Source organism: Lysinibacillus sp. FN11 (assembly GCF_024628845.1).
Classification (GTDB): Bacteria; Bacillota; Bacilli; order Bacillales_A; family Planococcaceae; genus Lysinibacillus; species Lysinibacillus capsici.
In genome coordinates this window covers 3,833,771-3,858,849 of the sequence record NZ_CP102383.1, presented here as the reverse complement: position 1 = coordinate 3,858,849, position 25,079 = coordinate 3,833,771, and the positions used below count along the sequence as shown (strand labels likewise).

23 protein-coding genes are annotated in these 25,079 nt (G+C 37.0%); 17 read left to right on the top strand and 6 right to left on the bottom strand.

What is annotated here, in order from left to right:
* Positions 1-40 precede the first annotated feature (40 nt).
* Both thrB and thrC read right to left on the bottom strand, forming a co-directional pair.
* A complete protein-coding gene (gene thrB, locus NP781_RS20315) occupies positions 41-955 on the bottom strand; it encodes a homoserine kinase (RefSeq protein WP_202342256.1) in 915 nt (304 codons plus the stop codon).
* On the bottom strand, positions 952-2,004 hold the full coding sequence (gene thrC, locus NP781_RS20310) for a threonine synthase (protein WP_004231969.1): 1,053 nt from the start codon (positions 2,002-2,004) through the stop codon (positions 952-954). The genes thrB and thrC overlap by 4 nt, the downstream gene beginning before the upstream one ends.
* Positions 2,005-2,208: 204 nt before the next feature.
* Here thrC and NP781_RS20305 point away from each other — a divergent pair, with 204 nt between their 5' ends.
* Both NP781_RS20305 and NP781_RS20300 read left to right on the top strand, forming a co-directional pair.
* The gene (locus tag NP781_RS20305; protein WP_221681445.1) at positions 2,209-3,438 is read left to right on the top strand and encodes an MFS transporter; all 1,230 of its coding nucleotides are present in this window, start codon (positions 2,209-2,211) and stop codon (positions 3,436-3,438) included.
* 316 nt (positions 3,439-3,754) lie between these two features.
* Complete coding sequence (locus NP781_RS20300) at positions 3,755-4,618, top strand: MurR/RpiR family transcriptional regulator (protein WP_221681441.1); 864 nt, start codon at positions 3,755-3,757, stop codon at positions 4,616-4,618.
* Between the two features lie 110 nt (positions 4,619-4,728).
* Here NP781_RS20300 and NP781_RS20295 read toward each other — a convergent pair whose 3' ends face one another.
* The gene (locus NP781_RS20295; protein ID WP_257520681.1) at positions 4,729-5,532 is read right to left on the bottom strand and encodes a GNAT family N-acetyltransferase; all 804 of its coding nucleotides are present in this window, start codon (positions 5,530-5,532) and stop codon (positions 4,729-4,731) included.
* 464 nt (positions 5,533-5,996) lie between these two features.
* On the opposite strand from NP781_RS20295, the gene NP781_RS20290 reads away from it, so the two are divergent.
* Positions 5,997-6,923 (top strand): manganese-dependent inorganic pyrophosphatase, encoded by a 927-nt coding sequence (locus NP781_RS20290; RefSeq protein ID WP_257520680.1) that lies wholly within the window; start codon positions 5,997-5,999, stop codon positions 6,921-6,923.
* A gap of 38 nt (positions 6,924-6,961) precedes the next feature.
* Here NP781_RS20290 and NP781_RS20285 read toward each other — a convergent pair whose 3' ends face one another.
* Positions 6,962-8,341 (bottom strand): FAD-dependent oxidoreductase, encoded by a 1,380-nt coding sequence (locus NP781_RS20285; RefSeq protein WP_257520679.1) that lies wholly within the window; start codon positions 8,339-8,341, stop codon positions 6,962-6,964.
* Between the two features lie 125 nt (positions 8,342-8,466).
* Between NP781_RS20285 and NP781_RS20280 the strand changes: the two genes are divergently transcribed.
* The 3 genes from NP781_RS20280 (at position 8,467) to NP781_RS20270 (ending at position 12,643) form a co-directional block, all read left to right on the top strand.
* The gene (locus NP781_RS20280; protein ID WP_257520678.1) at positions 8,467-9,174 is read left to right on the top strand and encodes a DsbA family oxidoreductase; all 708 of its coding nucleotides are present in this window, start codon (positions 8,467-8,469) and stop codon (positions 9,172-9,174) included.
* A 178-nt stretch (positions 9,175-9,352) separates the two neighbouring features.
* A complete protein-coding gene (locus tag NP781_RS20275; protein WP_048394231.1) occupies positions 9,353-9,979 on the top strand; it encodes an FMN-dependent NADH-azoreductase in 627 nt (208 codons plus the stop codon).
* Positions 9,980-10,282: 303 nt separating this feature from the next.
* On the top strand, positions 10,283-12,643 hold the full coding sequence (locus NP781_RS20270) for a bifunctional 2',3'-cyclic-nucleotide 2'-phosphodiesterase/3'-nucleotidase (protein WP_257520677.1): 2,361 nt from the start codon (positions 10,283-10,285) through the stop codon (positions 12,641-12,643).
* Between the two features lie 31 nt (positions 12,644-12,674).
* On the opposite strand, the gene NP781_RS20265 is transcribed toward NP781_RS20270, so the two are convergent.
* Positions 12,675-13,040 (bottom strand): DUF2500 domain-containing protein, encoded by a 366-nt coding sequence (locus tag NP781_RS20265; protein WP_221681431.1) that lies wholly within the window; start codon positions 13,038-13,040, stop codon positions 12,675-12,677.
* A gap of 34 nt (positions 13,041-13,074) precedes the next feature.
* Positions 13,075-13,602: a YceI family protein gene (locus NP781_RS20260; protein ID WP_221681429.1), complete on the bottom strand. Its 528-nt coding sequence runs from the start codon at positions 13,600-13,602 to the stop codon at positions 13,075-13,077.
* Between the two features lie 359 nt (positions 13,603-13,961).
* On the opposite strand from NP781_RS20260, the gene NP781_RS20255 reads away from it, so the two are divergent.
* The 11 genes from NP781_RS20255 to NP781_RS20205 all read left to right on the top strand — a co-directional run bounded on the left by NP781_RS20255 (position 13,962) and on the right by NP781_RS20205 (position 25,055).
* Positions 13,962-14,267 (top strand): winged helix-turn-helix transcriptional regulator, encoded by a 306-nt coding sequence (locus NP781_RS20255; RefSeq protein ID WP_004231981.1) that lies wholly within the window; start codon positions 13,962-13,964, stop codon positions 14,265-14,267.
* 220 nt (positions 14,268-14,487) lie between these two features.
* Complete coding sequence (gene murB, locus NP781_RS20250) at positions 14,488-15,402, top strand: UDP-N-acetylmuramate dehydrogenase (protein ID WP_221681427.1); 915 nt, start codon at positions 14,488-14,490, stop codon at positions 15,400-15,402.
* 52 nt (positions 15,403-15,454) lie between these two features.
* Positions 15,455-16,210 (top strand): exodeoxyribonuclease III, encoded by a 756-nt coding sequence (locus NP781_RS20245; RefSeq protein ID WP_048394240.1) that lies wholly within the window; start codon positions 15,455-15,457, stop codon positions 16,208-16,210.
* 393 nt (positions 16,211-16,603) lie between these two features.
* The gene (locus tag NP781_RS20240) at positions 16,604-18,973 is read left to right on the top strand and encodes a penicillin acylase family protein (protein ID WP_257520676.1); all 2,370 of its coding nucleotides are present in this window, start codon (positions 16,604-16,606) and stop codon (positions 18,971-18,973) included.
* A gap of 142 nt (positions 18,974-19,115) precedes the next feature.
* A complete protein-coding gene (locus tag NP781_RS20235) occupies positions 19,116-19,487 on the top strand; it encodes an ArsR/SmtB family transcription factor (RefSeq protein WP_221681424.1) in 372 nt (123 codons plus the stop codon).
* Positions 19,468-21,591 carry a heavy metal translocating P-type ATPase gene (locus NP781_RS20230; RefSeq protein WP_257520675.1) on the top strand — a complete coding sequence of 708 codons (2,124 nt, stop codon included), beginning with the start codon at positions 19,468-19,470 and terminating at the stop codon, positions 21,589-21,591. Before NP781_RS20235 ends, NP781_RS20230 begins: the two co-directional genes overlap by 20 nt.
* Positions 21,592-21,761: 170 nt before the next feature.
* Complete coding sequence (locus tag NP781_RS20225; RefSeq protein ID WP_004231991.1) at positions 21,762-22,058, top strand: late competence development ComFB family protein; 297 nt, start codon at positions 21,762-21,764, stop codon at positions 22,056-22,058.
* 122 nt (positions 22,059-22,180) lie between these two features.
* The gene (gene mntR / locus NP781_RS20220; RefSeq protein WP_004231993.1) at positions 22,181-22,600 is read left to right on the top strand and encodes a transcriptional regulator MntR; all 420 of its coding nucleotides are present in this window, start codon (positions 22,181-22,183) and stop codon (positions 22,598-22,600) included.
* A 28-nt stretch (positions 22,601-22,628) separates the two neighbouring features.
* A complete protein-coding gene (locus NP781_RS20215; RefSeq protein WP_004231994.1) occupies positions 22,629-23,486 on the top strand; it encodes a CvfB family protein in 858 nt (285 codons plus the stop codon).
* A gap of 158 nt (positions 23,487-23,644) precedes the next feature.
* Positions 23,645-24,559 carry a DUF1002 domain-containing protein gene (locus NP781_RS20210; protein ID WP_004231995.1) on the top strand — a complete coding sequence of 305 codons (915 nt, stop codon included), beginning with the start codon at positions 23,645-23,647 and terminating at the stop codon, positions 24,557-24,559.
* Positions 24,560-24,773: 214 nt separating this feature from the next.
* Positions 24,774-25,055: a GNAT family N-acetyltransferase gene (locus NP781_RS20205; RefSeq protein WP_009370656.1), complete on the top strand. Its 282-nt coding sequence runs from the start codon at positions 24,774-24,776 to the stop codon at positions 25,053-25,055.
* Positions 25,056-25,079 lie beyond the last annotated feature (24 nt).

Sequence of the window (25,079 nt, the reverse complement as noted above, 5' to 3'; positions counted from 1 at the left end):
AGTTTTATCCTAACTTGCTTTCAAGAAAAAACGCCTACTATTAAAGTAGACGTTTCACACATTCATTGACTTGTACACCATGTTCATCAGCATTTGTTAAAATAATTTGATGCTCTGGGAATTGCTTTTTCATTAATTCAACGAAGTCAGAGGCAATAGCAGAAGGAATAATAGAAATCATTGTTGGTCCAGCACCACTTAGAGCAGTACCATATGCACCGTTCGATTTTGCAGCCATACGAATTTCATCATAACCAGGAATTAGCTTTGCACGAAACGGTTCATGGAATAAATCTGCCTCCATATAACGTCCAGCACGTTCAAAATCTCGTACCATTAAAGAAGCGGCTAACATATTCGCATTTGCTGAGGCATGAACAGCATAGGAACGGTTAAATTGCTCTGGTAAAACAGAACGGGATTCGCTCGTTTTTAATTCAACATCTGGTACATATACCACAAAGGAGGCATCGATATCATTGATGTGGAATGTATCGACTACGCCATTGTCATCCATCGAAGAAATCGTTAATCCTCCTAAAACTGAAGCAGTTGCGTTATCTGGATGTCCTTCAATTTGTGAAGAGAGATTGAGTTTATCTTGAATTGTTAATTCCAGCTCGCAGACTTGGTTAGCAAGCTCAATACCTGCAACAATAACTGCTGCACTGCTACCAAGTCCACGTGCTAACGGAAGTTCACTAGCCATCTCCACACGACAGGCAGGTAGCTGTTGACCATATAGATCTGCAGTTTTTTTAGCAATGACGTATAGCAAGTGTTCTTCAAGCTCAAACTCTTTAGGACCATTATCATCAAGATGAATAATTTCCCATTGTTCTTGCAATGTAACAGAAAGCTGTAAGTAAAGAGACAAGCCAAGTCCTATTGAATCAAAGCCTGGACCTAAGTTGGCTGTGCTTCCAGGAACTGAGATTTGCCACATTTTACTCATAGTACACCCTCAATATATGCACGAATTTCTTCTTCATCGTTTTTAAGGGATACGACCTCTACAGTGGATACATTCATGGCTGTATCAGGATCTTTTAGGCCATTCCCTGTAAAGATTGTTACAACTTTGGCGCCTTGAGGGATTTTTCCATTTGCAACAGATTTCATAACACCTGCTAAAGAAGCTGCAGAGCCAGGCTCAACAAAAATGCCTTCTGTACTTGCAATTAATTTGTAGGCTGCTACAATTTCTTCATCTGTAACAGAATCAATGATACCGCCAGATTCATCTCGAGCAGCTTCTGCCAATGTCCAGCTCGCAGGATTGCCAATACGAATGGCAGTTGCCACTGTCTCAGGATTAGCAATTGGCTCACCTTTAACGATTGCTGCAGCACCTTCAGCTTCAAAGCCATACATTTTTGGTAGACCACAATTTTTTGCAGCGTGATATTCTTTAAACCCTTTCCAATATGCAGTAATATTACCTGCGTTCCCAACTGGAATACACAAATAATCAGGGGCTGAACCTAAGGCATCTACGATTTCAAACGAAGCCGTTTTTTGACCTTCGATACGGTATGGGTTTACAGAGTTAACAAGTGCAACTGGTGTCGTTTCACTTACTTGGCGAACGATATTGAGTGCATCATCAAAGTTTCCGTCAATTTCAATGATCTTTGCCCCGTACATTGTTGCCTGTGCTAGCTTTCCAAGAGCAACTTTACCTTTTGGAATAACAACGATTGATTGGATGCCTGCACGAGTTGCATAGGCAGCCGCAGCAGCGGAAGTGTTTCCTGTAGAAGCGCAAATAACGCATTGACTTCCATCCTCGATAGCTTTTGCAACAGCAAATACCATTCCTCGGTCTTTAAATGAGCCAGTAGGATTTGCACCCTCAATTTTTCCGTAAAGCTCAATGCCTAGTTTCTTAGATAAATTCACTAAATGTATAAGAGGCGTATTGCCTTCGTTTAAAGTTAAAGCAGGTGTATTTTCAGTTACGGGTAAAAATTGTTTATATTCTTCAATAAGGCCTTTCCACATAACGTAACGATCTCCTTTTGTTCTTATAGAAAGAACAGTTGTTTTTGTATAAAAGACATTTTAACGCAAATAGCACTATTATTTCAATACCATTTCACTAATTGTCGAAACAATTCGGTAATTTGAATAGTACTTGTCACTTTCTTGAAACAACTGTATAGTAATCTTATAATGTAAAGTCATGTGTAAAGACAGGTGGTTAGAATGACAATAAATACAGCAGTAACAAAGAAACCTCAGCAATCCATTTCCAGAAATAAGTTATTGGGTGTAGCGGGGGTTGGGTGGCTCTTCGATGCAATGGACGTTGGTATACTATCCTTTGTCATTGCAGCATTGGCCGCTGAGTGGGGACTATCACCAAGTCAATCGGGTTGGATTGGTAGTATAAATTCTATCGGGATGGCTGTAGGAGCTCTCTTTTTCGGTGTCTTTGCTGATAAAGTAGGTCGCAAGCAAATATTTATGTGGACACTTGTCCTTTTTTCTATTGCAAGTGGTTTGTCCGCTTTTACAACAACATTAACTGCATTTTTAATTTTACGCTTTTTAGTAGGGATGGGGCTAGGAGGAGAATTGCCTGTAGCTTCAACACTTGTATCTGAAAGTGTGGCTGCCAAAGAAAGAGGTCGTGTGGTTGTATTACTTGAAAGCTTTTGGGCAGCAGGTTGGTTAATAGCGGCACTTATTTCGTATTTTATTATTCCCACATGGGGCTGGCGAGTAGCCCTTATACTAACAGCACTTCCAGCGTTTTATGCTATTTATCTTCGTTGGCATTTGCCTGATTCACCTCAATTTACGGTGAAGGAAGAAGCGAAAAAACGGAGCATTGGTCAAAATATGAAAGAGGTTTGGTCAAAAAAGTATGCTCGTTCTACATTTATGCTGTGGCTATTATGGTTTACGGTTGTATTTTCGTATTATGGCATGTTTTTATGGTTGCCAAGTGTGATGGTAGGGAAGGGCTTTGACATGATCACAAGCTTTAAATATGTTTTGATCATGACTTTAGCTCAATTACCAGGTTACTTTACAGCTGCTTGGTTTATAGAAAAGTTCGGGCGTAAATTTGTCCTTGTTTCCTATCTAATTGGTACTGCAGCGAGTGCTTATATTTTTGGAAATGCAGATACTTTAGCCGTATTGCTAACTTCAGGGATGTTTTTATCTTTCTTTAACTTGGGGGCTTGGGGAGCATTATATGCTTATACACCCGAACAATATCCATCGGTTATTCGTGGAACAGGTGCTGGTATGGCAGCAGCGGTTGGACGAATTGGTGGTATTTTTGGGCCGTTGCTCGTTGGGTTTTTATTAACGGCAGGCTATGATATAGGTTTTATCTTTGCCATTTTCTGTGGGGCAATTATTATCGGTGTTGTAGGGGTCATCTTCCTTGGTAAGGAAACGAAGCAGCTTGAATTAGAATAATATGAAACAGAATGTCCTGGATCAGAGAATTGATCTAGGACATTTTTGTCTAATTTCGCTTAAAAAATACATAAAAATGAGCATTTATTAATTTTTATTCGATTTTACTGATTTATTTGTTAAAATGACAAATCAATATAAAATGGTTAAAGAGTAAATTAAATTGTTTTATTAGCAGGTTAATGCGATGAAGATTTTTCAGAAAAGTCATTGTATTCAAATTGTAATCGTGATACTGTATTTTTAATCGAATTTTGAGTCAGTAGGAAACAATCTCCCGTTCGTGATAAGGTCATTGAAAGAAAGGTTGTTAGGAATGAGTATTCATGAGGATATAAAGAAAAGGTTTGTAAGGCTGTCAAAGGGCCAGCGTAAAGTAGCGCAATTTGTAATGGATAATCCCACAACAGTGATTGCTAATGGAGCTGCAGAGGTTGGCAGATTGGCTAATGTAAGTGAATCAACTGTGATTCGATTTTGTTATGCTATGGATTTGTCAGGGTATGTAGAACTGCAAGAGGAAGTTAGAGGCTTTATTATGTCTCAAGATGTAGGTGCAAATCTACAGCCTACATATACTAAGAAGCTGACTAATACTAGCTTTGGTAAGGTGATGCAACGAGATAGCCAAAATATTCAAGAAACAATTCATTTGATCAACGATCAGCAGATCCAAAACTGCTCAAAATGGATGCATGAAGCAGATAATATCTATATTCTAGGTACTCGTTACAATGCATCTGTTGCAAATTGGTTATCTAATACATTGAAAACACTTCGTGCTAATATTAAGCAGCTTCGTTTAGACTCAGATGATTTAGTGAATCAAATAAACAGTATGGGCGAACATACGACTTTAATTGTACTATCTTTTGATAAACAGATTGCGGATATTAAAACGATTGTTGAAATTGCAAAGGTAAAGAAAGTAAAAATTATTGCCATTACAGGTTCTGCATTTTCGCCTATTCGAGAATATGCCAGTGCATTATTTACCCTCGGCACTAAAAATCATTCTTCTCTAGACATTGCCCCAGTCTTGATTTCATTTTTGCATGCGTTGATAGAGGAAATGATAAACCAGGATAAAGACCACTATGAAAAATATCAGCAATTGTATGAGCAAGTAGAAAGTAATGTATTATTCTTAGATGCTGTTAGAGAAAAGCAGGTTTTTTAATGTAAATACGCATAGATAGTTTGTTGAAACACACTATCTATGCGTATTTTTTTGAAATTTTCTATATAAAAAGATGTCCAAATAGTATTTAGACATCTAGGAAAAGTGAATTATAGAATTTTACTTAAGCTATATTCATTAATAAAAGTATCATTTAATTTAATGGCATTTTTTCGAATGCCCTCCTGATGAAATCCTAGCTTTGTAAAGAGGTGTAAAGCTACATTGTTATGCTCCATAACAGATAACTCTAAACGGGAAATATCATGTTGTTTAGACCAACTTTCAACAGCTTTCATCAGTGCGGAGCCGATACCTTTTTGTTGATGCTCTGCTTTCACAGCTAAACGAATAGAGGCAACATGTCTAGCTTTTGATTGTTTATATCCATGAATAACCGCATAACCTGCAAAAATTCCGTTGAGTACACAAAGTAGTATAGTACGGTTTTTTAATTGCTTCCAATAGGTTAAATTTTTACGAAGTTGTTGGACAGTGAGATCTAGCTCGTTTTGAACATTATACATGAAGTCAGTTTCTTGAAAAATCTCCTCTTGTAAATGAATAAATGATCTAGCATCAGATGCTTCAATCCCTCGTATTATGTATGCAGATGAATTCTCCTCACTATTAGAAGTGTTGTTTTCGGTAGACTTCATTTGCGTACGTGAGAAAGATACACTAGAACCTAGTTTAACATCAGTGACATAATAGCCTGCATTTGTCCATGATAAATAATGTGAGAGAGGGGGCTTAGTTTTTTTCCACCAGCTTTTATTTAAGTAGGCAGCGTTCGGTAATGCTTGTCCCATAATGTTTTCTAATTCACTAAAGGATAAAGTAATTTCTTGTTGTAAAGCTACATCAAAATAGTTAGCTAAAGGAATGTACTTTTTTTCTATCTTCTTCGTCATCGTAATCCCCATTTCCTGAATATCCAAAAATATAGACTACCTGATGATAGCATAAAATTATGATGACTTAAATATGAAAACCCAACTAAATATCTATATAAACTAATTATTTTATAAAAAAGAGGCATTTTTACTATTGAATGTTAAAAATAGGTTGGTAAAAATAGAGAATTTTATAGAAGTAATTAGACCTATTAAAAGTATACATAGCAACTGAAGCTAGTTATAATATAGATATTTTATTTGAAAAGTATGGATTTAGAGCGCTGCCATTATATTTGCATATTAAATTTGAATAATACAGTAGGGCGCCATGAGCACTGTTTGTTATACCGAGAGTGAGGGTCAGTGGCAAATAAGCTGAGGCGAAATTGTTCCAAAGTTTCACTTTATCACTTGTCAGGCTATAAGGTATGATAAAATAAAATATAAATGTAAGTGCTATTTTAGGAGGAATTAATTCAATGAGTAAAGTATTAGTTTTTGGACATAAAAACCCAGATACAGACACAATCACGTCTGCAATTGTATATGCCTATTTAAAACAGCAAATTGGTGAAGAAGCTGAGGCGGTCCGTCTTGGAGATGTTAATAATGAGACCCAATTTGCACTAGATAAATTTGGCTTTGAAGCGCCTCGTTTAATTTCTTCTGTTGCTGGTGAAGTGGACAAGGTAATCCTTGTTGACCACAATGAATTCCAGCAATCAGCTGACGGCATTGAGGAAGTACAAATTACAGAGGTTATCGACCATCACCGTATTGCAAACTTCCAAACAGCCGATCCATTATACTATCGTGCCGAGCCAGTAGGTTGTACAGCTACAATTTTAAACAAAATATTTAAGGAAAACGAAGTAGCGATACCAGCCAATATTGCCGGTTTAATGTTATCTGCAATTGTTTCAGATACATTATTATTCAAATCACCGACTTGCACAGAGCAAGATGTAAAAGCTGGTGAAGAGCTAGCAAAAATTGCTGGTGTGGAAATTGCAGAGTATGGTTTGGCAATGCTAAAAGCAGGTGCTGATTTATCTGATAAATCTTTAGAAGATTTATTATCATTAGATGCAAAAGAGTTTCAATTTGGTGAGTACAAATCTGTTGTAGCTCAAGTTAATGCAGTTGATGTTAATGATGTGCTTAATCGTCAAGAGGAGTTAGAAATACTACTTAATAAAAATGTTGCAGAAAATGGCTTAGATCTATTCTTCTTCGTTGTGACTGACATTTTGAATAATGATTCTACAGCTGTTGCAATTGGGCAAGTAGCAGAAGCGGCAGCAAAAGGATTCGGTGCTGAACTTGTCAACAATCGTGTTGTATTACCAGGTGTTGTTTCTCGTAAGAAACAAATTGTACCAGTATTAACAGAAGCACTAAAATAAAGATAGGAAAGAGGTTGTCTATTAAGACAACCTCTTTTTTAATCGAGTTTTAATGGTTGTACTGCAGGGCCTTCAAGTACCTCACCCTTAGCGTTAAAACGGGAACCATGGCAAGGACAATCCCATGTTTCATCAGCTTCATTCCATTTCGTTTTGCAGCCTAAATGAGTACAGGTTGGAGCAGTGGCATTCCTCATATACCCAGCTATATATTCCTTGGCAACAAAGCCTCCTACTTTCAGCATTTGCATGAATTGGGCACCGAATTTAGTACGTGATGGTGAATAAAGAGCGATAGCACCCTCTTCGATCTTTGAGCCTGTTAAAAGAGACGATAAGATATCACCAGCGACAAAGGAATTGGAGATTCCCCATTTTCGATAGCCAGTGGCAATTAGTACGTTAGGTAAGGAGTTTGTAATTCTTCCAACATAAGGGACAATATCAGGTGTTTCTATATCCTGGGCTGACCATCGATAGAGTGGCTGTTGTTCAAAATGCTCCTTCATTTCATTAGAAATGGCCTCATAATATGGCTCAGTATGAACGGTCTCGCCAGCAATGTGATTCGCCCCTCCTAATACTAAATAATTTTCCTGATTAATCGTGGCAGTACGTATCGAACGAGAAGGAAAATCTACTGATAAATATTGACCTTGCATAGTCTCAGAGGTTTTGCTTGCAACCATATAGGAGCGACTATTGGATAATTTAAAAAGTTTAAGTCCTTTAAATGCTTCGATGGGATAATGTGAACATAAAATAAGTTTATTATATTGAACCGACATATTTTTTTCGGTATATAAGTTATTTTGTGGTATGTTTAACTGCTGAACACGAGTATTTGCATAAAGTTTGGCGCCCATCTTCTGTGCCTCTTTCGTAAGGAAATTACTTACTTCAACAGGATTTATTTGTGCTTGTTGTGTCATACATAAAGCCTTTGTAATAGGGAATGGGAGCTCTGTGTCAGAGGTAAGGTTAGACTGAATGTTTAAAACCTTATAGGCATTCCATTCTTTTAATAATTGTGCATAGCCTTCTTTTGTTTGACAGTATAACAGTGAATCCACTGAACGAACGCTGTCTAGTGGAAGTATTTGTCTAGCTTTATCAATGGCTTGTTGATTCAGTTGATAATAAAGCTGTGCCTCTTCTAAAGATAATTTTTCTAAAAGATTTGCATATACAATACTATGCTGGGCTGTTAATTTTCCTGTTGAATGCCCTGTCGTACCGTGACCAAAATGGGTATTTGCTTCAAGAAGAACTACATCCACACCTGCTTTTGCTAAAGTATAGGCAGTATATAAACCAGTTAAGCCACCACCGATTATACATACATCGCATGTTGTTGAGGAAGTAAGGGAAGATAAAGAGACTGACTCAGTTGTAGCAAGCCAAAGAGATTGTGTCATATAGAAACCTCACATCGTTTTTGTGTTCAGTATGTAGAAGAACTTGAAAATTTATGCAGTGAGGCATTAAAATTGCCTTGTGATTTCAACTATCGCTACAATGTAGCAAAAGGAGTGAGTAAGAAATGAAAATTGAAATTTGGTCTGACTATGTATGCCCATTTTGTTATATTGGTAAAAAACAATTAGAGAAAGCGATTGAGGATACTGGCTATTCTGGGCAGGTGGAGCTTGTCTATAAAAGCTATCAACTAGATCCAACTACTCCAATAGATTCGCATAGTACTGTCTATGAATCATTGGCAAAGAAATATGGAATGTCCTTAGAGAAGGCAAAGGAAATGACAATGGGTGTAACGGAACGTGCGAAAGAGGTAGGGCTAAACTATGATTTTAGCAATTTGATGGAAGAGAATACGCTAAAAGCACATCGGCTTGTAAAATGGGCTGAAAAACAGGGAGATGTTACAGCTCTAGTGGAGTTACTTTTACACAGTCATTTTATTGAAGGAAAGCGTATCGGTCAAGATGATGTTTTATTAGAGATAGCTGAGAAAGTAGGGCTAGAGCGTGAAGAAGTTACTAAGGTTCTTGCCGATGATGTTTATAAAAATGAAGTAGAAGCGGATATTCAGGAAGGTCTCCAGCTTGGTGTGCGAGGGGTACCGTTCTTTGTTCTAAACCGTAAGTATGGTATTTCAGGTGCACAACCGCAGGAGGTATTTGAGGATACATTGCGTAAAGTTGCTGAAGAAGAGGGTTTACGACCATCGCTAAAGATGGCTGGCACAGGTGATGCGGGTATTTGTACAGACGATAACTGTAAATTTTAGCTTACTAGAGAGAGGAGTAAGGCTTTCAACTCCTCTTGTTAGAATGGATGAAAGATAGAATATTTCAGTCAAAAGTCTGAGGCAAGTAGCATTGACATTTTAGATGAAGTTTTTTAAGATAAACACATATCTTGAATTCGAGATATTAGATTTTGAAATTTAAGGGAGATTTTATATAATGAACGTTTTAGTAGTAAAAGCTAACAACCGTCCAGACGGTATTTCAACAAAAATGTATGATACTTTCATGGAAAATGTGCAGGGTGCCAACGTAACAACTTTTGACGTATTTGCAGAAGATATGCCTTATTTTGGACAAGACCTTTTCAATGCTTTTGGTAAAGTACAAAATGGTGGAGAGTTAACAGACATTGAATCACGCCTATTAGCTGCAAAACAAAAAGCAATGGATGCATTAACTGCCGCTGATTTAGTTGTATTTGCATTCCCGCTGTGGAATTTAACAATTCCAGCACCTTTACAAACATTTATTGACTATGTATACCAAGCAGGATTCACATTCAAATATGGTGAAAATGGTCAATTAATTAGCTTAATGACTGACAAAAAAGCGATTATTTTAAATGCTCGTGGTGGCTACTATTCATCACCAGAAGCTCAACCAATGGAAATGTCAGTAAACTACATTAAAAACGTAGTAGGTGGCGTATTCGGGATGGAAGTTATTGAAGAAGTGATTATTGAAGGTCACAATGCTTCACCAGATAAAGCACAAGAAATTATTGCGAATGGCCTAGAAGAAGTGAAAAAGGTAGCTCAATCACTACAAACTGTGAATGCATAAAAATTATTTTTTAATAAAAGTCCTCTCCATTTTGAGAGGACTTTTTTTATTTTGTCAACAGATGTATGGTGTGGTATGGAGGTAGGACATATTGACAGTAACTAATTATTTTGAATTTACATTTACTAACATCCTATTTAATAGAAAAATGAAGAATGGTAGAAATCTATGATTTTGAGGGGAAGTAATTAACCATTCTTTTAAATATACATATAATTAGGACTATATATTCAGTAAAAATTAGAATGGTTTTAATATAATAGTATTTGTAGGAAAATACTAGATTATTAAGGAGGTTGTTGTATGTATAAGAAATTAATAACTAATTTCTTGACGACGTTACTAGTCCTTTTCGCGTTTATACCATTTGGAATTTCTGCTGATGCTGCTTCCAATGATGTAACACGCGCAGAATATGTAAAAGAATTAGTAGAAAATTTAGATGTAGAGATAGGTGACGGCTCTTCGCTTGCCTTTAAGGATGTCTCTAAGGATTTAGCACCTTATGTAGAAAAAGCTGTTCAATTAAAACTTATTAAAGGTAAAACAGCAACGACATTTGGTCCAGATGACAAATTAACACGTCAACAAGCATTTGTTATCTCTGCTCGCGGACTAGTTAGTGAAAACGCTTCCCTCACAATTTTAGAACAATTCAAGGATGCAGATCAAATTGCAGCGGCATATAAACAAGATTTAGCGAATGCTGTTGCTGCAAACATTTTACAAGCATTTGAGGATAATACTATTCGTCCTCGTGACTATGTGACAAAGGAACAGATGGAGAGTATTGTGGAGCGCTTTGTAGCAGAATATAAAGCACCTTCAACTGACGTATCAGTTGATCTTCAGATTTTAGGGACAACAGATATTCATACCAATTTAGCTAATTACAATTACTATTTAGATGCTCCATCAGCAGAGCTTGGTTTGGCTAATACAGCCACACTAATTGAGCAAGCAAGAGCAAAAAATCCAAACACATTACTATTTGATAATGGCGATTTAATTCAAGGCACACCACTTGGCTCATATAAAGCATTAGAAAGTGTTTTAAAGCCAGGTGAAGTTCATCCAGCAATTGCTGCACTTAATGCATTGAAATACGATGGTGGAACTTTAGGAAATCATGAATTTAACTATGGTCTAGACTTTTTAGATGAAGTGTTAAACGATGCAAAGTATCCAGTCGTAAATGCTAATACCTATGATGCAAAAACAAAAGAACGCATGTTTACACCTTATGTCATTCTTGATAAAGAAGTGGTAGATAGTTCAGGTAAAAAGCATACACTTAAAGTTGGTGTAACAGGGATTGTTCCAACGAAAATTGTTGAATGGGATGCCATTCATTTAGCAGGTAAAGTTGAAATGCAAGAGCCAGTAGAAGCTGTGAAAGAAGTAGTACCAGAAATGCAAAAGGCTGGAGCAGACGTGATTGTCATTCTGTCACATTCAGGTATCGGTGAAGATACTTATGTGAAGGGTGCTGAAAATGTTGGTTACCAATTAGCAGAAATTGATGGTATTGATGCTTTAATTACAGGACACTCTCATTTAACATTCCCTGGTGACTATAAGGAATTGAAAGATGTTGACCAAGAAAAGGGTACAATTCACGGTGTTCCTACTGTTATGGCAGGTAGCTATGGTAGTCATCTTGGTGTAATTGATTTAAAACTAGAACAACAAGGATCTGAGTGGGTAGTGGTAGATGGTAAAGGTTCATTGCAATCGATCAAACAAGAAGGTTTACAACCATCCACAACGGTTTTAGAAGCTATTAAAGAGGCACATGATGGCACATTAACGTATATCCGTCAGCCTGTTGGAGAAACAACTGCACCAATCCATAGTTATTTTTCAATGGTGCAAGATGATCCATCCATTCAAATCGTAACACAAGCTCAAAAATGGTTTATCGAACAAGAGCTAAAGGGTACGGCTGATGAAAAGACACCAATTCTTTCGGCTGGGGCACCTTTCAAAGCAGGATCTCGTAATAATCCATTAGATTATACAAATATTCCTGTAGGACCACTTGCTATTAAAAATATGGCTGACATTTATCATTATGACAATACTGTTGCTACGATTAAAGTGACAGGCGCACAAGCAATCGAGTGGTTAGAGATGGCTGCTGGTATTTTTGCAACAATTGATCCGACTAAAACAGAAGAGCAAAATATTATCGATGCAGAAGCTCGTTCATATAACTTTGATGTGTTAGATGGCTTAACATATCAAATTGATGTTACATCGCCGGCAAAATATGACCGACGCGGTAATCTTACTGATGAAAAGGCAAATCGAATTAAGAATGTACAATATAATGGTAAACCAATCGATTTGAAACAAGAGTTCATCATCATTACAAACAATTATCGTGTTGGTGGATCATATGGGGCGACATTTAAAAATGCTGACGGCTCTAACATAACAAACTATGCTTATGAAAATCGACAAGCTGTTGTAGATTATATTATGGCGAATAAAACAATTAACCCAGCTGCGGATAATAACTGGTCATTTGTATCGTTCCCAGCCAATACAAAGGTTATCTACCTATCTGCAAAAGATGCACAAAAGTTCATTCCAGCAGGTAGTGGTATTGAATATTTAGAAGATACAGAAGCTGGATTTGCTAAATATTTAATTAAATAAAAGAATAGGAAAAGGAGAGTAACGATAATCGCTACTCTCCTTTTTTATGTCTGTTGAATGAATGATACCGTGTACCTTGATAGGTTAAAATGCCAAGATCACCTTCTACAAGCTGACCATAATCGTAGCCATTCATCTTTAGTTCATGCCGTTCACCGTTTTGCTCTTCAAACGTAACGTAATAGGACGTAGATGCCCCAGTATTGTTAGATCCCCCACGTATATTCGTACGCTTTGTCACAACCTTAGCGGGTACTGTTAAAATTGGTGAACGGTTGTTTTTAGACCAAGTGATAATACCGTTTACAATCATAAAGGCTATGCTCCCAAAAACAATAAAGAAGATGATGGTAATAAAAGCGGAGCCAAATAAAAAACCATTATCAAACCAAAACATAAATTCCTCCCTTTCTTTAAGGTAGAAACAATACTTAAAGAGGATTTAATTCAAGATCTACTATCACGTCTATTTCATCGCTAATCAATACACCGCCTGTTTCTAAAAAGGTATTGTAGACTAGATTAAAATCACGACGATCAATTTGGGCTTTAGCTTGGAAGCCAAAAACTTCTTGTGCCCATGGATTCACACCTTTTCCTGTATATACTGTTGTAAATACGATAGGTCTTGTTATGCTTTTGATGGTTAAATCACCATGAATAGCAAAATTTTTATCATCAAGTTTATCAATATATGTAGAGGTAAATACTATTTTGGGATAGACGTCTGCATCAAAAAAGTCAGGAGACACAAGGTGGACATCGCGATCATGATTCTTGGTGGAGACACTAGCCACTGTAATCGTGATAGAAATGTTTGCATCCTGCATTTGTTCGATATTGGATGCAACTATTTCACCGCTGTACGATTCAAACGTACCATGAATCCGAGAAATCATCATATGTCTTACGGAAAACCCGATTGTTGAATGACTGAAATCGATAGTATATTTTTTCATTTGAAAACCTCCTAAAACAGCATTCTACAACGAATGATAAAGTAAACAAATCGCATATTCAATGAGTTTTTTATAAATGTGGAAGTATTTCCCTCTATAAAAGTGTAATCTGTGAACATGAAACAAAACATATTTAAAATGGAATAGGCATATTATTGGAAATATGTGCGTTTTATTAGGATAGCGTTTAGTCTAAGAAATTTTATGTACCCTTGTTAGATATGACAAACCTTGAAATTATAAGTTACTATTTGTAATTAAATATATAAAAGTTAATAGATTATTTTACGTAAATAAGTTACTTCAAATTTACATTTAGAGCATTAATCGTTACAATAGGTACATAGAGGTGAAAAATTATGAATGAGACAACTTTGTGTCCTCGTTTAGCTAAAGCAATGGATTTAATTGGAAAACGATGGACGGGGTTAATATTATATCAATTACTAGATGGACCACAGCGCTTTAATGAAATCGAATCTGCACTACCTGTCAGTGGACGTTTATTATCAGAACGTTTAAAGGAGCTTGAAAAAGAGGGACTTGTTGAACGTAAAGTATATTCAGAAGTACCGGTACGCGTTGAGTATTCATTAACAGATAAAGGTCAGGCACTTGAAGGTGCTATTCGTAATATCGAAACATGGGCAAGTAGTTGGCTCTAAGGTGAATAGATTATTTTACTAGATAATACAATGAAATAGTGTGCTAAAAACGACACTTGGAATGACTGTCAATTTTCTTTATAATATTCATCATCTCTGCACAGGTCTTACCTGTCTTTTAACTATGAGATAAAAATACCCTTCATTTTACTTGTCAAATTGGGGTTGTAAATCCATACTGGTGTAGAGTAAGAAGGACGTTAGAAAGGAATTAGCTCTCATGACAAAAGAACAATGGGCGATGGATTTAGCAAAAAGCATTAATCCTGCCAATATTAAGTTAAATGAATCATTACAGCAATACACAATGACAAAATTAGGTGGCAAAGCAGATGTTTTTGTTCTTCCTGAAACAGAAGAAGAGGCAGCATCCGTTATTCGCTATGCATATATAAATAATATTCCTTTATTAATGTTAGGTAACGGATCTAATATGGTTGTTCGAGATGGCGGTCATAGAGGCATCGTTGTAACATTTTCACGCTTAGATGAGATTCGTATTACTGGTGAGCATGTGTATGCACAAAGTGGAGCACTGATCAAAGATGTATCGAAGCTATCAGCGCAAGCATCCTTAACAGGTTTTGAATTTGCATGTGGTATTCCTGGTTCAATTGGTGGAGCAATGGCTATGAACGCAGGTGCATATGGCGGGGAGATTAAAGATATTATTGTTTCATCGAAGGTGTTAACAAAAGAAGGGGACATTTTAATATTAGGTAAAGAAGAACTTGAGCTAGGATACCGACAAAGCATTATTGCCAAAAAGGGTTATTATGTGCTGTCCTCTGAATTTCAATTAGCAGTAGGTGTACAGGAGGAAATTGATGCGAAGATTGCTGATTTAACCTTCCAACGTGAATCAAAACAGCCTTTAGAATATCCATCTGCTGGAAGTGTATTTAAACGCCCTCCTGGACATTTTGCTGGAAAACTTATTCAGGATAGTGGCCTACAAGGTAAAGGTGTTGGTGATGCTGAAGTCTCTACCAAGCATGCAGGATTTATTGTCAACAAAGGAAATGCTACTGCTTCAGACTATATTGAGACAATCCAAATGGTTCAACGTGTAGTGAAAGAAAAATTTGGCGTTGAATTAGAGACGGAAGTTAAAATTGTTGGTGACGATCTATAATAGGATGCCCTTCGCATAAGCCGAAGGGCGTTTTTTTAGGAGTGTGGATAAAATGAAATTTATATCATGGAATGTTAATGGGATACGAGCATGTCTCGGTAAAGGCTTTTTAGAGTTCTTTCATCAAATAGATGCTGATTTCTTTTGTATCCAAGAAACAAAATGTCAAGCTGGACAAGTAGAGCTCTCTATCGAAGGTTATGAACAGTATTGGAATTACGCGCAGAAAAAAGGGTATTCTGGAACAGCAATCTTCACGAAGCACACGCCATTGTCTGTTAAGTATGGAGTGGGCGCCGAAGATTCTCAGGATGAAGGTAGAATTATAACTTTAGAATATAAGAATTTCTATTTAGTAAATGTTTATACACCAAATGCACAACGTGATTTAGCGAGATTACCACTACGTTTACAATGGGAGGATCGTTTGGCTAGCTATTTACAAGAACTAAATAGTCAGAAGCCAGTGGTTTATTGTGGTGATCTAAATGTTGCACACACGGAAATTGATTTAAAAAATGCAAAATCTAATATTGGAAATTCGGGCTTTACATATGAAGAGAGAGCAAAATTTTCAGCGTTATTGGAAAGTGGTTTTGTAGATTCTTTTAGATACAAGCATCCGGAGGAAACTGACCACTACACATGGTGGTCCTATATGAATAAAGTGCGTGAACGTAATATTGGTTGGCGTATCGATTATTTTGTTGTATCAAATCAATTGAAGGAACAAATTGAAAGCGCAACAATTCACCCACACATTATGGGCAGTGATCATTGTCCAATTGAATTGCAATTACAATGCTAGTACTTAAATCGTATTTTCTAAATGGAAATACGATTTTTTGTATTTGTAAATTAATAAGGTGACTTTTAAAAATGTGAGGTGTGATAATTTCAGGGGAGATAGCTCGAAAGTGAGGAGTAGACGTTCCAACCATGTGGGAATCCGCTTCCACCACAATAGGACGGCTTCATGAGAGAGGATACATCATATCTTTATGAATGCGAATTTTTAACATTACTCAGTAGCCTCTATAATCTCTATTGTTTATACTATTCTAATAGCGAATAAATATAAAATTTTGTATTTAGAGACAATTTTATATACATAAAGTAATAAATTTCGCTAAAAAATTTACGTTTCAAAGCGGGTTTGGGAAGGTAGTACGGGAATATAGTGCAAAGAGGGGGTTATTCAGTGGGGAAGAGAAAGTTTAATTGGAAAAAGTGGCTCATTGTCATAGCTGGGATAATAGCTGCTTTGGCTCTTGTGGCTTTTATTGGATTTACATGGTTTATGAATAAATCTAAGCCGGTGATTGATGGTGAGTTAGCTGTTACTATTCTGGATCAGGATGTGACAGTCACGAGAGATGAAAAAGGGGTTCCACATATTTTTGCCAAAACAGATGCTGATTTATATCGTGCGCAAGGTTATGTCCAAGCGCAAGATAGACTATTTCAAATGGACTTAGCACGAAGGCAGGCAAGTGGTCGATTATCTGAAATTATTGGAGAAGCAACGATTAATACCGACAAACATTTCCGTACATTTAGCTTGAGAAATGCTGCAGAGACATCATTAGCTGCCTATGATGACGAAAGCAAACAAGTACTTGAATGGTATGCTGAAGGAGTAAATGCTTTTATTGCACAGGCAAAGGAAAGCAATACACTAAGCTATGAATTTGCCTTGTTAGGCTATGAACCAGAGGAGTGGACAGTTGTTGATTCCTTAACAATTGGTAAATATATGGCCTATGATTTGGGTGGAAACTGGAATACATTAGCTTTTCGTCATTGGGCATTACAGAATTTTGATGAAGAAAAGGCAAAAGAATTATTTATTAAATATCCAGAAAATGCTTCGGCGATTATCGAGGCCAATATCCAAAATCCTGTAGCAGTAGCTGGGCAATTCAGTGCGGAAATGCTACCAAACGAATTTAATGGAAGTAATAATTGGGTAGTTTCAGGTGATAAAACGAAATCAGGAACGCCTATTTTAGCAGATGACCCACATTTAGGGTTAAGCACTCCTTCTATTTGGTATCAAATGCATCTGCAATCACCACAGCAAAATGTTAGTGGCGTTATCTTTGCAGGGATTCCAGGTATTATATTAGGCCATAATGATGAAATTGCTTGGGGAGTAACCAATGTGGGTCCAGATGTACAGGATTTATATATTGAAATACCAAATCCAGATGATCCAACACAATTCAGATACGATGGAAAGTGGGAACAAGCAGAGGTACGCGACGAATCAATTAAGGTAAAAGATGGAGAAACGGTAGATTTTGAAGTCGTTGTTACACGTCACGGCCCTATAATGACAGATTTAGCTTTTAAAGATACAGAGCCAACCGCACAATTTTCGATGCAGTGGACAGCACTACAACCGACAGCTGAACTAAGAGCAGTGCTTGGTTTTAATAAGGCAAAAACTTGGGGTGATTTCGAAAAAGCTTTAGAAGACTTTAAAGCGCCAGCACAAAATTTTGTATTTGCATCAAAGGACGGTACGATTGCTTATAAAGCTAATGGTCAAATACCTATTCGTAAGCAAGGTGAAGGCCAATTACCAGTTCCAGGTGATTCGAGTGATTATGGCTGGGAGGGCTTTATACCATGGGGTGAATTACCAACTCTAGTAAATCCAAAAGAAGGTTTTATTGCAACCGCAAATAACCAAGTAATAGGAGAGGACTACCCTTATCACATCACTGATTTCTGGGCGCAACCTTATCGTTTCGAAAGAATTAAAGAAGTGTTAGAGGCAAATGATGCGATTACAGTAGACGATATGATGGCTTTGCAAATGGATCAGCACAATCTCTATGCAAGAGAATTTCTGCCTGATTTATTAACATCGATAAAAGAAAAAGATCAGGATGGGAAGTACGCTGAGATTATGGCCATGCTAGAGAAGTGGGATATGGTGGATGCAAAGGAATCAGGTGCACCACTTGTGTTCCATACATTAATGATTAAGTTACAGGAAGTTTTGTTTAAAGATCAAATGCCTGAAGATATGTATGGCATCATGTATGGGAAGTTTAATATTACAGACCAGCTCTTACGTACAGCCTATTCAGGAGAGAAAAGTATTTGGGTTGAGGAGCAGGGTGGCATTGATGAAACCGTATACAAGGCATTTGAGCTAACGGTTGCACAATTAGAAAATCAATTCGGGAAAAATTCCTCGAAATGGCAATGGGGTGATTACCATCAGCTTACTTTTGACCATACACTAGGAAGTGCATCGCCTATTCTTGCAGCCTATTTTAATGCTAAAAAGGTTCCTATTGGTGGTTCGAAAGTTACCGTACAAGCAGCAGATAATGATTTAGCTGGTAATGTAGATCACGGTGCATCTTGGCGTTTTGTGGTGGATGTAGGTGATTTAAGCTCAGCCTATCATATTGTTGGCCCTGGTCAAAGTGGTCATGTGAAATCTGATTGGTATCAAGATCAGGTATTGGATTGGGCAAATGGTGATTACCATCAAACATTTATCAAACAGGAAGAGATAAAAGGGAAAACATTACAATTAATAGCGAAGTAATAAAAGGGTTAGCGTACAGAAGGTGCGCTAACTTTTTTTATTTAAGGATATACATCCTAACATTCAAATATTGGTTTGAATATGATGGAATAATATGTTACATTGAATACAATCAAACGAATATTTGAATGAGGTGAGAAAAATGCCAAAAGAAATATGTGAGGTGACGCTTGTACATGAAGAAGCAGTCACAAAGGTGAAACAACAAATGCCTGATTTATCAGGTGTAGCAAAATTTTTAAAAGCATTATCTGATGAAACTAGACTTAAAATTGCCTATGCTTTAACGGTGGAAGATGAACTATGTGTTTGTGATGTTGCGACTATTATTGGTTCTTCAGTTGCTACAGCATCCCATCATTTACGATATTTGAAAGATAATAATTTAGCGAGATCACACCGTAAAGGCAAGCAAATGTATTACTCTTTAGCGGATGAGCATGTATATCAAATTGTAACAATTGCCTACGAACATGCGAAAGAGGGGATTGCGAATGGCAGCGACGCCAATTAAACAAGAATACAGATTACAAAATTTATCCTGCGCTAGTTGTGCAGCAAAGTTTGAGAAAAATGTAAAGGCTATTCCAGAAGTACAGGATGCACAAGTGAATTTTGGTGCTTCTAAAATTACAGTAATCGGTGCTATTAGTGTAGACCAAATTGAAGAAGCAGGTGCCTTTGATGGCATTAAGGTTACACAGTCGGCAGCAAAAGCACTTGAAAATACTACACCTTTTTATCGTAAAAAGGAAAATGTTCTAGCAGGAATTTCATTGCTTTTTGTCATTCTAGGTTATCTATTTGTGGGTATGAATGGGGAATCGAACCCGCTACCGATTGCCATGTTTATTATAGCTATCCTTGTGGGGGGAGTGGGTATTTTTAAAATAGGCTTCCGCAATTTAGTTCGCTTTGAATTTGATATGAAGACGCTTATGACAATCGCCATCATCGGAGCTGCTATTATCGGTGAATGGGAGGAAGCGGCAGTGGTCGTATTCTTATTTGCTGTGAGTGAGGCACTTGAAGCGTATTCAATGGATAAAGCACGTCAATCTATTCGTCAATTAATGGATATTGCTCCACCAACAGCGATTATCAAAAGAGCCCACGGTGAACACTACCATGAGGTTGAGTTACCTACGGAGGATATAGAAATAGGAGATATTTTGATTGTAAAGCCTGGGCAAAAGATTGCGATGGATGGCATAGTCATTAGTGGATTGTCTGCAGTCAATCAGGCAGCTATTACAGGTGAGTCGATTCCCGTAAATAAAACAGTAAATGATGAAGTATTTGCTGGGACTTTAAATGAAGAGGGTGCACTTGAAGTACGTGTGACAAAGCGTGTAGAAGATACTACTATCGCTAAAATAATTCATCTAGTGGAAGAAGCACAGGCAGAAAAGGCACCTTCTCAGCAATTTGTAGATCGCTTTGCAAAGTATTATACACCAGCGATTATGATTATTGCTTTTCTAGTAGCTGTAATTCCACCTTTATTAATAGGTGATTGGCAGCATTGGATTTACCAAGGTCTAGCTGTTTTAGTGGTAGGATGTCCTTGTGCACTGGTCGTCTCTACTCCCGTTGCCATTGTTACAGCCATTGGTAATGCAGCAAGGCAAGGTGTACTGATCAAAGGTGGTGTTCATTTAGAGCAGCTAGGACATATTGAAGCTGTTGCCTTTGACAAAACAGGAACATTAACAAAAGGGCAGCCAGCAGTAACAGATATCGTAACGACTGAAAATTGGTCAGAGGACTATGTGTTACAACTAGTGGCAGCGGTAGAAAAACAGTCACAGCACCCTTTAGCTAAAGCAATTTTAAATAGATTACACGATAAAAAATTATCTGAGCTCATACCAACAGATTTCCAATCAGTAACAGGAAAAGGTGCCTATGCTACCGTTGATAATCAGATTATTTATGTAGGTAGCATGAAATGGGCTACTTCATTAACCTCTGTAGATCAAAATATAGAAAATCAGGTTAAGAATTTGCAAGAACAGGGTAAAACAGTAGTAGCAGCTGTTTCGAATAATCAACTTATTGGCCTGATTGCAATTGCTGATCAATTACGTCATGAAAGCAAGGACGTATTGAACAAATTAAATGCCTTAAAAGTAAAGCATATGGTGATGCTAACAGGCGATGCAGAGCCTACAGCGCAAGCCATTGCTACTTCATTAAAGATGACAGATGTGCGCGCTGGTTTGTTACCAGAAGAAAAATTAAAGGCGATTAAGGATTTACGTGCACAATTTGGTGCTGTAGCAATGGTTGGAGATGGTGTAAACGATGCACCAGCATTGGCCACTGCAAACGTAGGAATAGCCATGGGTGGAGCAGGAACGGATGCAGCTCTTGAGACAGCAGATATTGCCTTAATGGGTGATGATTTGACAAAGCTTCCTTACACTATTGGCTTGAGCAGAAAAACATTACGTATCATTAAAGAAAATATTATATTTGCCCTAGTTTTAAAATTAATTGCATTGCTACTTGTCATACCAGGATGGTTAACATTATGGATAGCAATTTTTGCCGATATGGGTGCAACACTATTAGTTGTGTTTAATTCATTAAGACTAATTAGAGCAAAAAAGTAGTAAGTAAGGTGTAGAACGATCTGAAAAGATAGGAAATTAATCTTGCTTTGACACAAGGGATTTTATGCGAATAGATGCTACTTGTGATTCTTGAAAAAGACTTTTTTTAAGGCTATTATAGTTTCAGGAGTAATGTAACAATTAAATATAAATGAGGCGAAAGTTTGAATATGTCAGATCCTATTTTAGTAAATGTTACAGAAGAAATTGTGCGTGGTTTAGTAAGCTTTTTACTACGAGGACCAGAATATCAAACATTTTGTAAATGCGAAATCTGTGAATTAGACACGGTGGCACTTACACTAAATGCATTGCCAAGTAAGTATGTTACATCTATGGAAGCTAGAGATGAGGCATTTAAAGAAATGAATACTCCTGGAAACATTGAGCGCATTAATAAAGAGATTATTCATGCGTTACATGTGGTAAATAAGTATCCTCGACACAAAGTAGAGCCTACTTCTTAATAGAAGAGGCTCTATTTAAGTTGTAAAGGAAGTGTTTTTCTAGGCTATGTATTTTCAGTTAACTTTTAAGCCAAGCTTGTAGTAAACTAGAGAGTAAGAAAAGGAAAGAGAGGGAAAAGGATATGCCAACACCTAGTATGGAGGACCATATCGAACAAATATATTTATTAATTGCCAACAAGGGATATGCGCGAGTGTCTGACATTGCTGAAGCATTATCTGTTCTTCCTTCTTCTGTTACAAAAATGGTTCAAAAATTAGATAAAGATGGTTATTTAGTTTATGAAAAGTACCGTGGACTGACATTGACGCCTAAAGGGGATAAGCTCGGAAAGCGTCTTGTGCAGCGTCATGAATTGCTCGAGCAGTTTTTACGAATGATTGGTGTGGATGAAGAACGTATTTATGATGATGTGGAGGGAATTGAACATCATTTAAGTTGGAATTCAATCGATCGTATTGCAGATCTTGTGCAAGTAATGGAAGAAAATCCAGACATCGTGAAAAAATTAGAGGCATCTAAGACACAGCACAATCTTTAAATGATGGTGTGAAGGAAAGGGAGACAATATGAACGCATTAAAATCAGGTGAAGTCGTTACATTAACGGTATTAGAGCAACAAGCATCAAAATGGATTTTAACAAATGGAGTTGAAGAACTACCTTTAAATGCTTCAGAGGTAACTGAGCCACTAACAGTAGGTGACCGCCTTGAAGTATTTTTATTTGCAGACCGTCGTGGAGATTTGGCTGCAACAACGTCTATTCCAGCTTTTACACAAGGTGAATACGGCTGGGCACGTGTCTTGAAAGTAGTGGAACGTGAAGGTGCTTTTGTGGATATTGGTACATCTCGTGAAGTATTAGTAAGAGCAGAGGATTTACCTGCATTAAAAGAGGTTTGGCCAGAACCAGGTGATCATTTATTTATGACACTACGTACAGATCGTAACGGTGATTTATTTGGTCGTTTAGCCACAGAGGAAAAAATTTCGGAGCTATATGAAGGTGCATTTGAAGATATGCACAATAAGAATATCCAAGCACGCCCATATCGTTTGTTACCGATTGGAACATTTTTGCTAGGTGTAGAAGTTCCTTACCGTATTTTTGTGCACGAGTCTGAGCGAAATAATGAGCCTCGATTAGGACAAGATGTAGTTGTTCGTATTATCGATGTAAAAGACGATGGTTCCATGAATGGCTCTCTTTTACCAAGAAAACATGAGCGTCTTTCAAATGATGCACAACAAATATTAAACTATATACAGGATGTGGGTGGTAAAATGCCATTTGGTGATAAATCGTCTCCTGAAGAGATTCAAGAAATGTTTAATATGAGTAAAGGGGCATTTAAACGTGCCTTAGGAACATTAATGAAAGCTGGTAAAGTGAAACAACAGGACGGTTGGACTGAAGAAATTTAAAGGATGGTTAGTTTGACTAGCTAGCAAAACATTTACAGCAGGAAAAGTGACGAGAGACATCCTTGAAACCTTCTCGTCTTTTTTTCGTACTAATTATTGTATAGTGGCATACATTATACTTGCTAATTATGAAGTTTTAGCGAAAGGGGTCACACGATTTGAAAAAAACATGGATTAAAATACTAACTGCTACAATGTTAGTATTTGGAGTGATGGCACCAGCAACAGGATTTGCATCTGACAATACGCCTCCAAAAGCAATTGATGAAAAATTAGGTGTACCAATCGTCGTGTATGGGGCAAATTTATCTGAGGCTGAAAAAGAATCTGTGAAAAAATCATTAAAAGTAAGCGAAGAACCTGAAATTGAAGAAATTACTGTGTCTGGTGAGGATCTAGTAAAATACATTAAAGATAGTAATTCAAGCTCACGTATGTACTCTTCTGCAAAGATTACACGCAGAGATGCAGGAGAGGGTCTAGTAATACAAATTGTCACACCATCGAATATAACGCAGGTAACTTCAGAGATGTACGCAAATGCGATGTTAACAGCAGGAATTCAGGATGCATCCGTACAAGTAGCTGCACCAAAAGCCGTTACAGGGCATTCAGCATTAGTAGGTATTTACAAGGCATATGAGGTCACTACAGGGGAAACGCTGGATATTGATCGTACAGATGTAGCAAACGAAGAATTATCTGTAGCAACATCCATTGCAGAATCTGCAGGGGTAGACGATGCAAAGGTTGCGGAATTACTGACAGAAATTAAAAAGCAAATTGCAGAGTTAAAGCCAGCAACACGTGAAGATGTGGAGAAAATTGTAGAAGAGCAATTAAGTAAGCTTGAAATTAATTTAAGTGAAAAGGACCGTCAATTGCTAGTAGATTTAATGGATAAAATAAGCAAGCTGGACATTGATTTTAGTAAATGGTCTGATCAATTAAATGATATCAGTAATACGATCCAAGAAAAATTCGGTTCACTTATGGAAGATAAAGGTTTCTGGGAAAGCGTAAAAAGCTTTTTTGCTAATTTAAAAGATACTATTTCTTCATGGTTTAACTAAACTTATAGTGATAGAAAGAAAATCTGTTATACCTTCTCACTTTGCTAGAGAAGGTGTACAGATTTTTTTAATTAAACAAATGAAAAATTTTGAAGTGAGATGTTTTCGACATAAGAAAGCTAACTGATTTCGCTGATTAGATAAAAGAAGCGTACACAAATTTTGTGAAAATATAAAAAGCTTATGGTACTATGAATAAAAGGAGTGGTGAGAAATGGAATTCCAATTACAACAATTAGCAGAAAATAAATTTGCATTTTTGAATGAGCAAGCAGGGGAAAAACTAGCAGAAATTACTTGGCAGCAAAATGGCTCAGTAATGGTAATGGATCACACATATGTATCAGATAAGCTCCGTGGTCAAGGTGTGGCCAAACAATTACTCGATCAAGCAGCATCGTATGCACGCGAAAATGGTTATAAAATGAAGGCCGTTTGTTCTTATGTTGTGGCTGCATTTGAAAAATCAGATGCATACAATGACGTGAAACAATAAAAATAAGGCAATCTGCTTTTAATT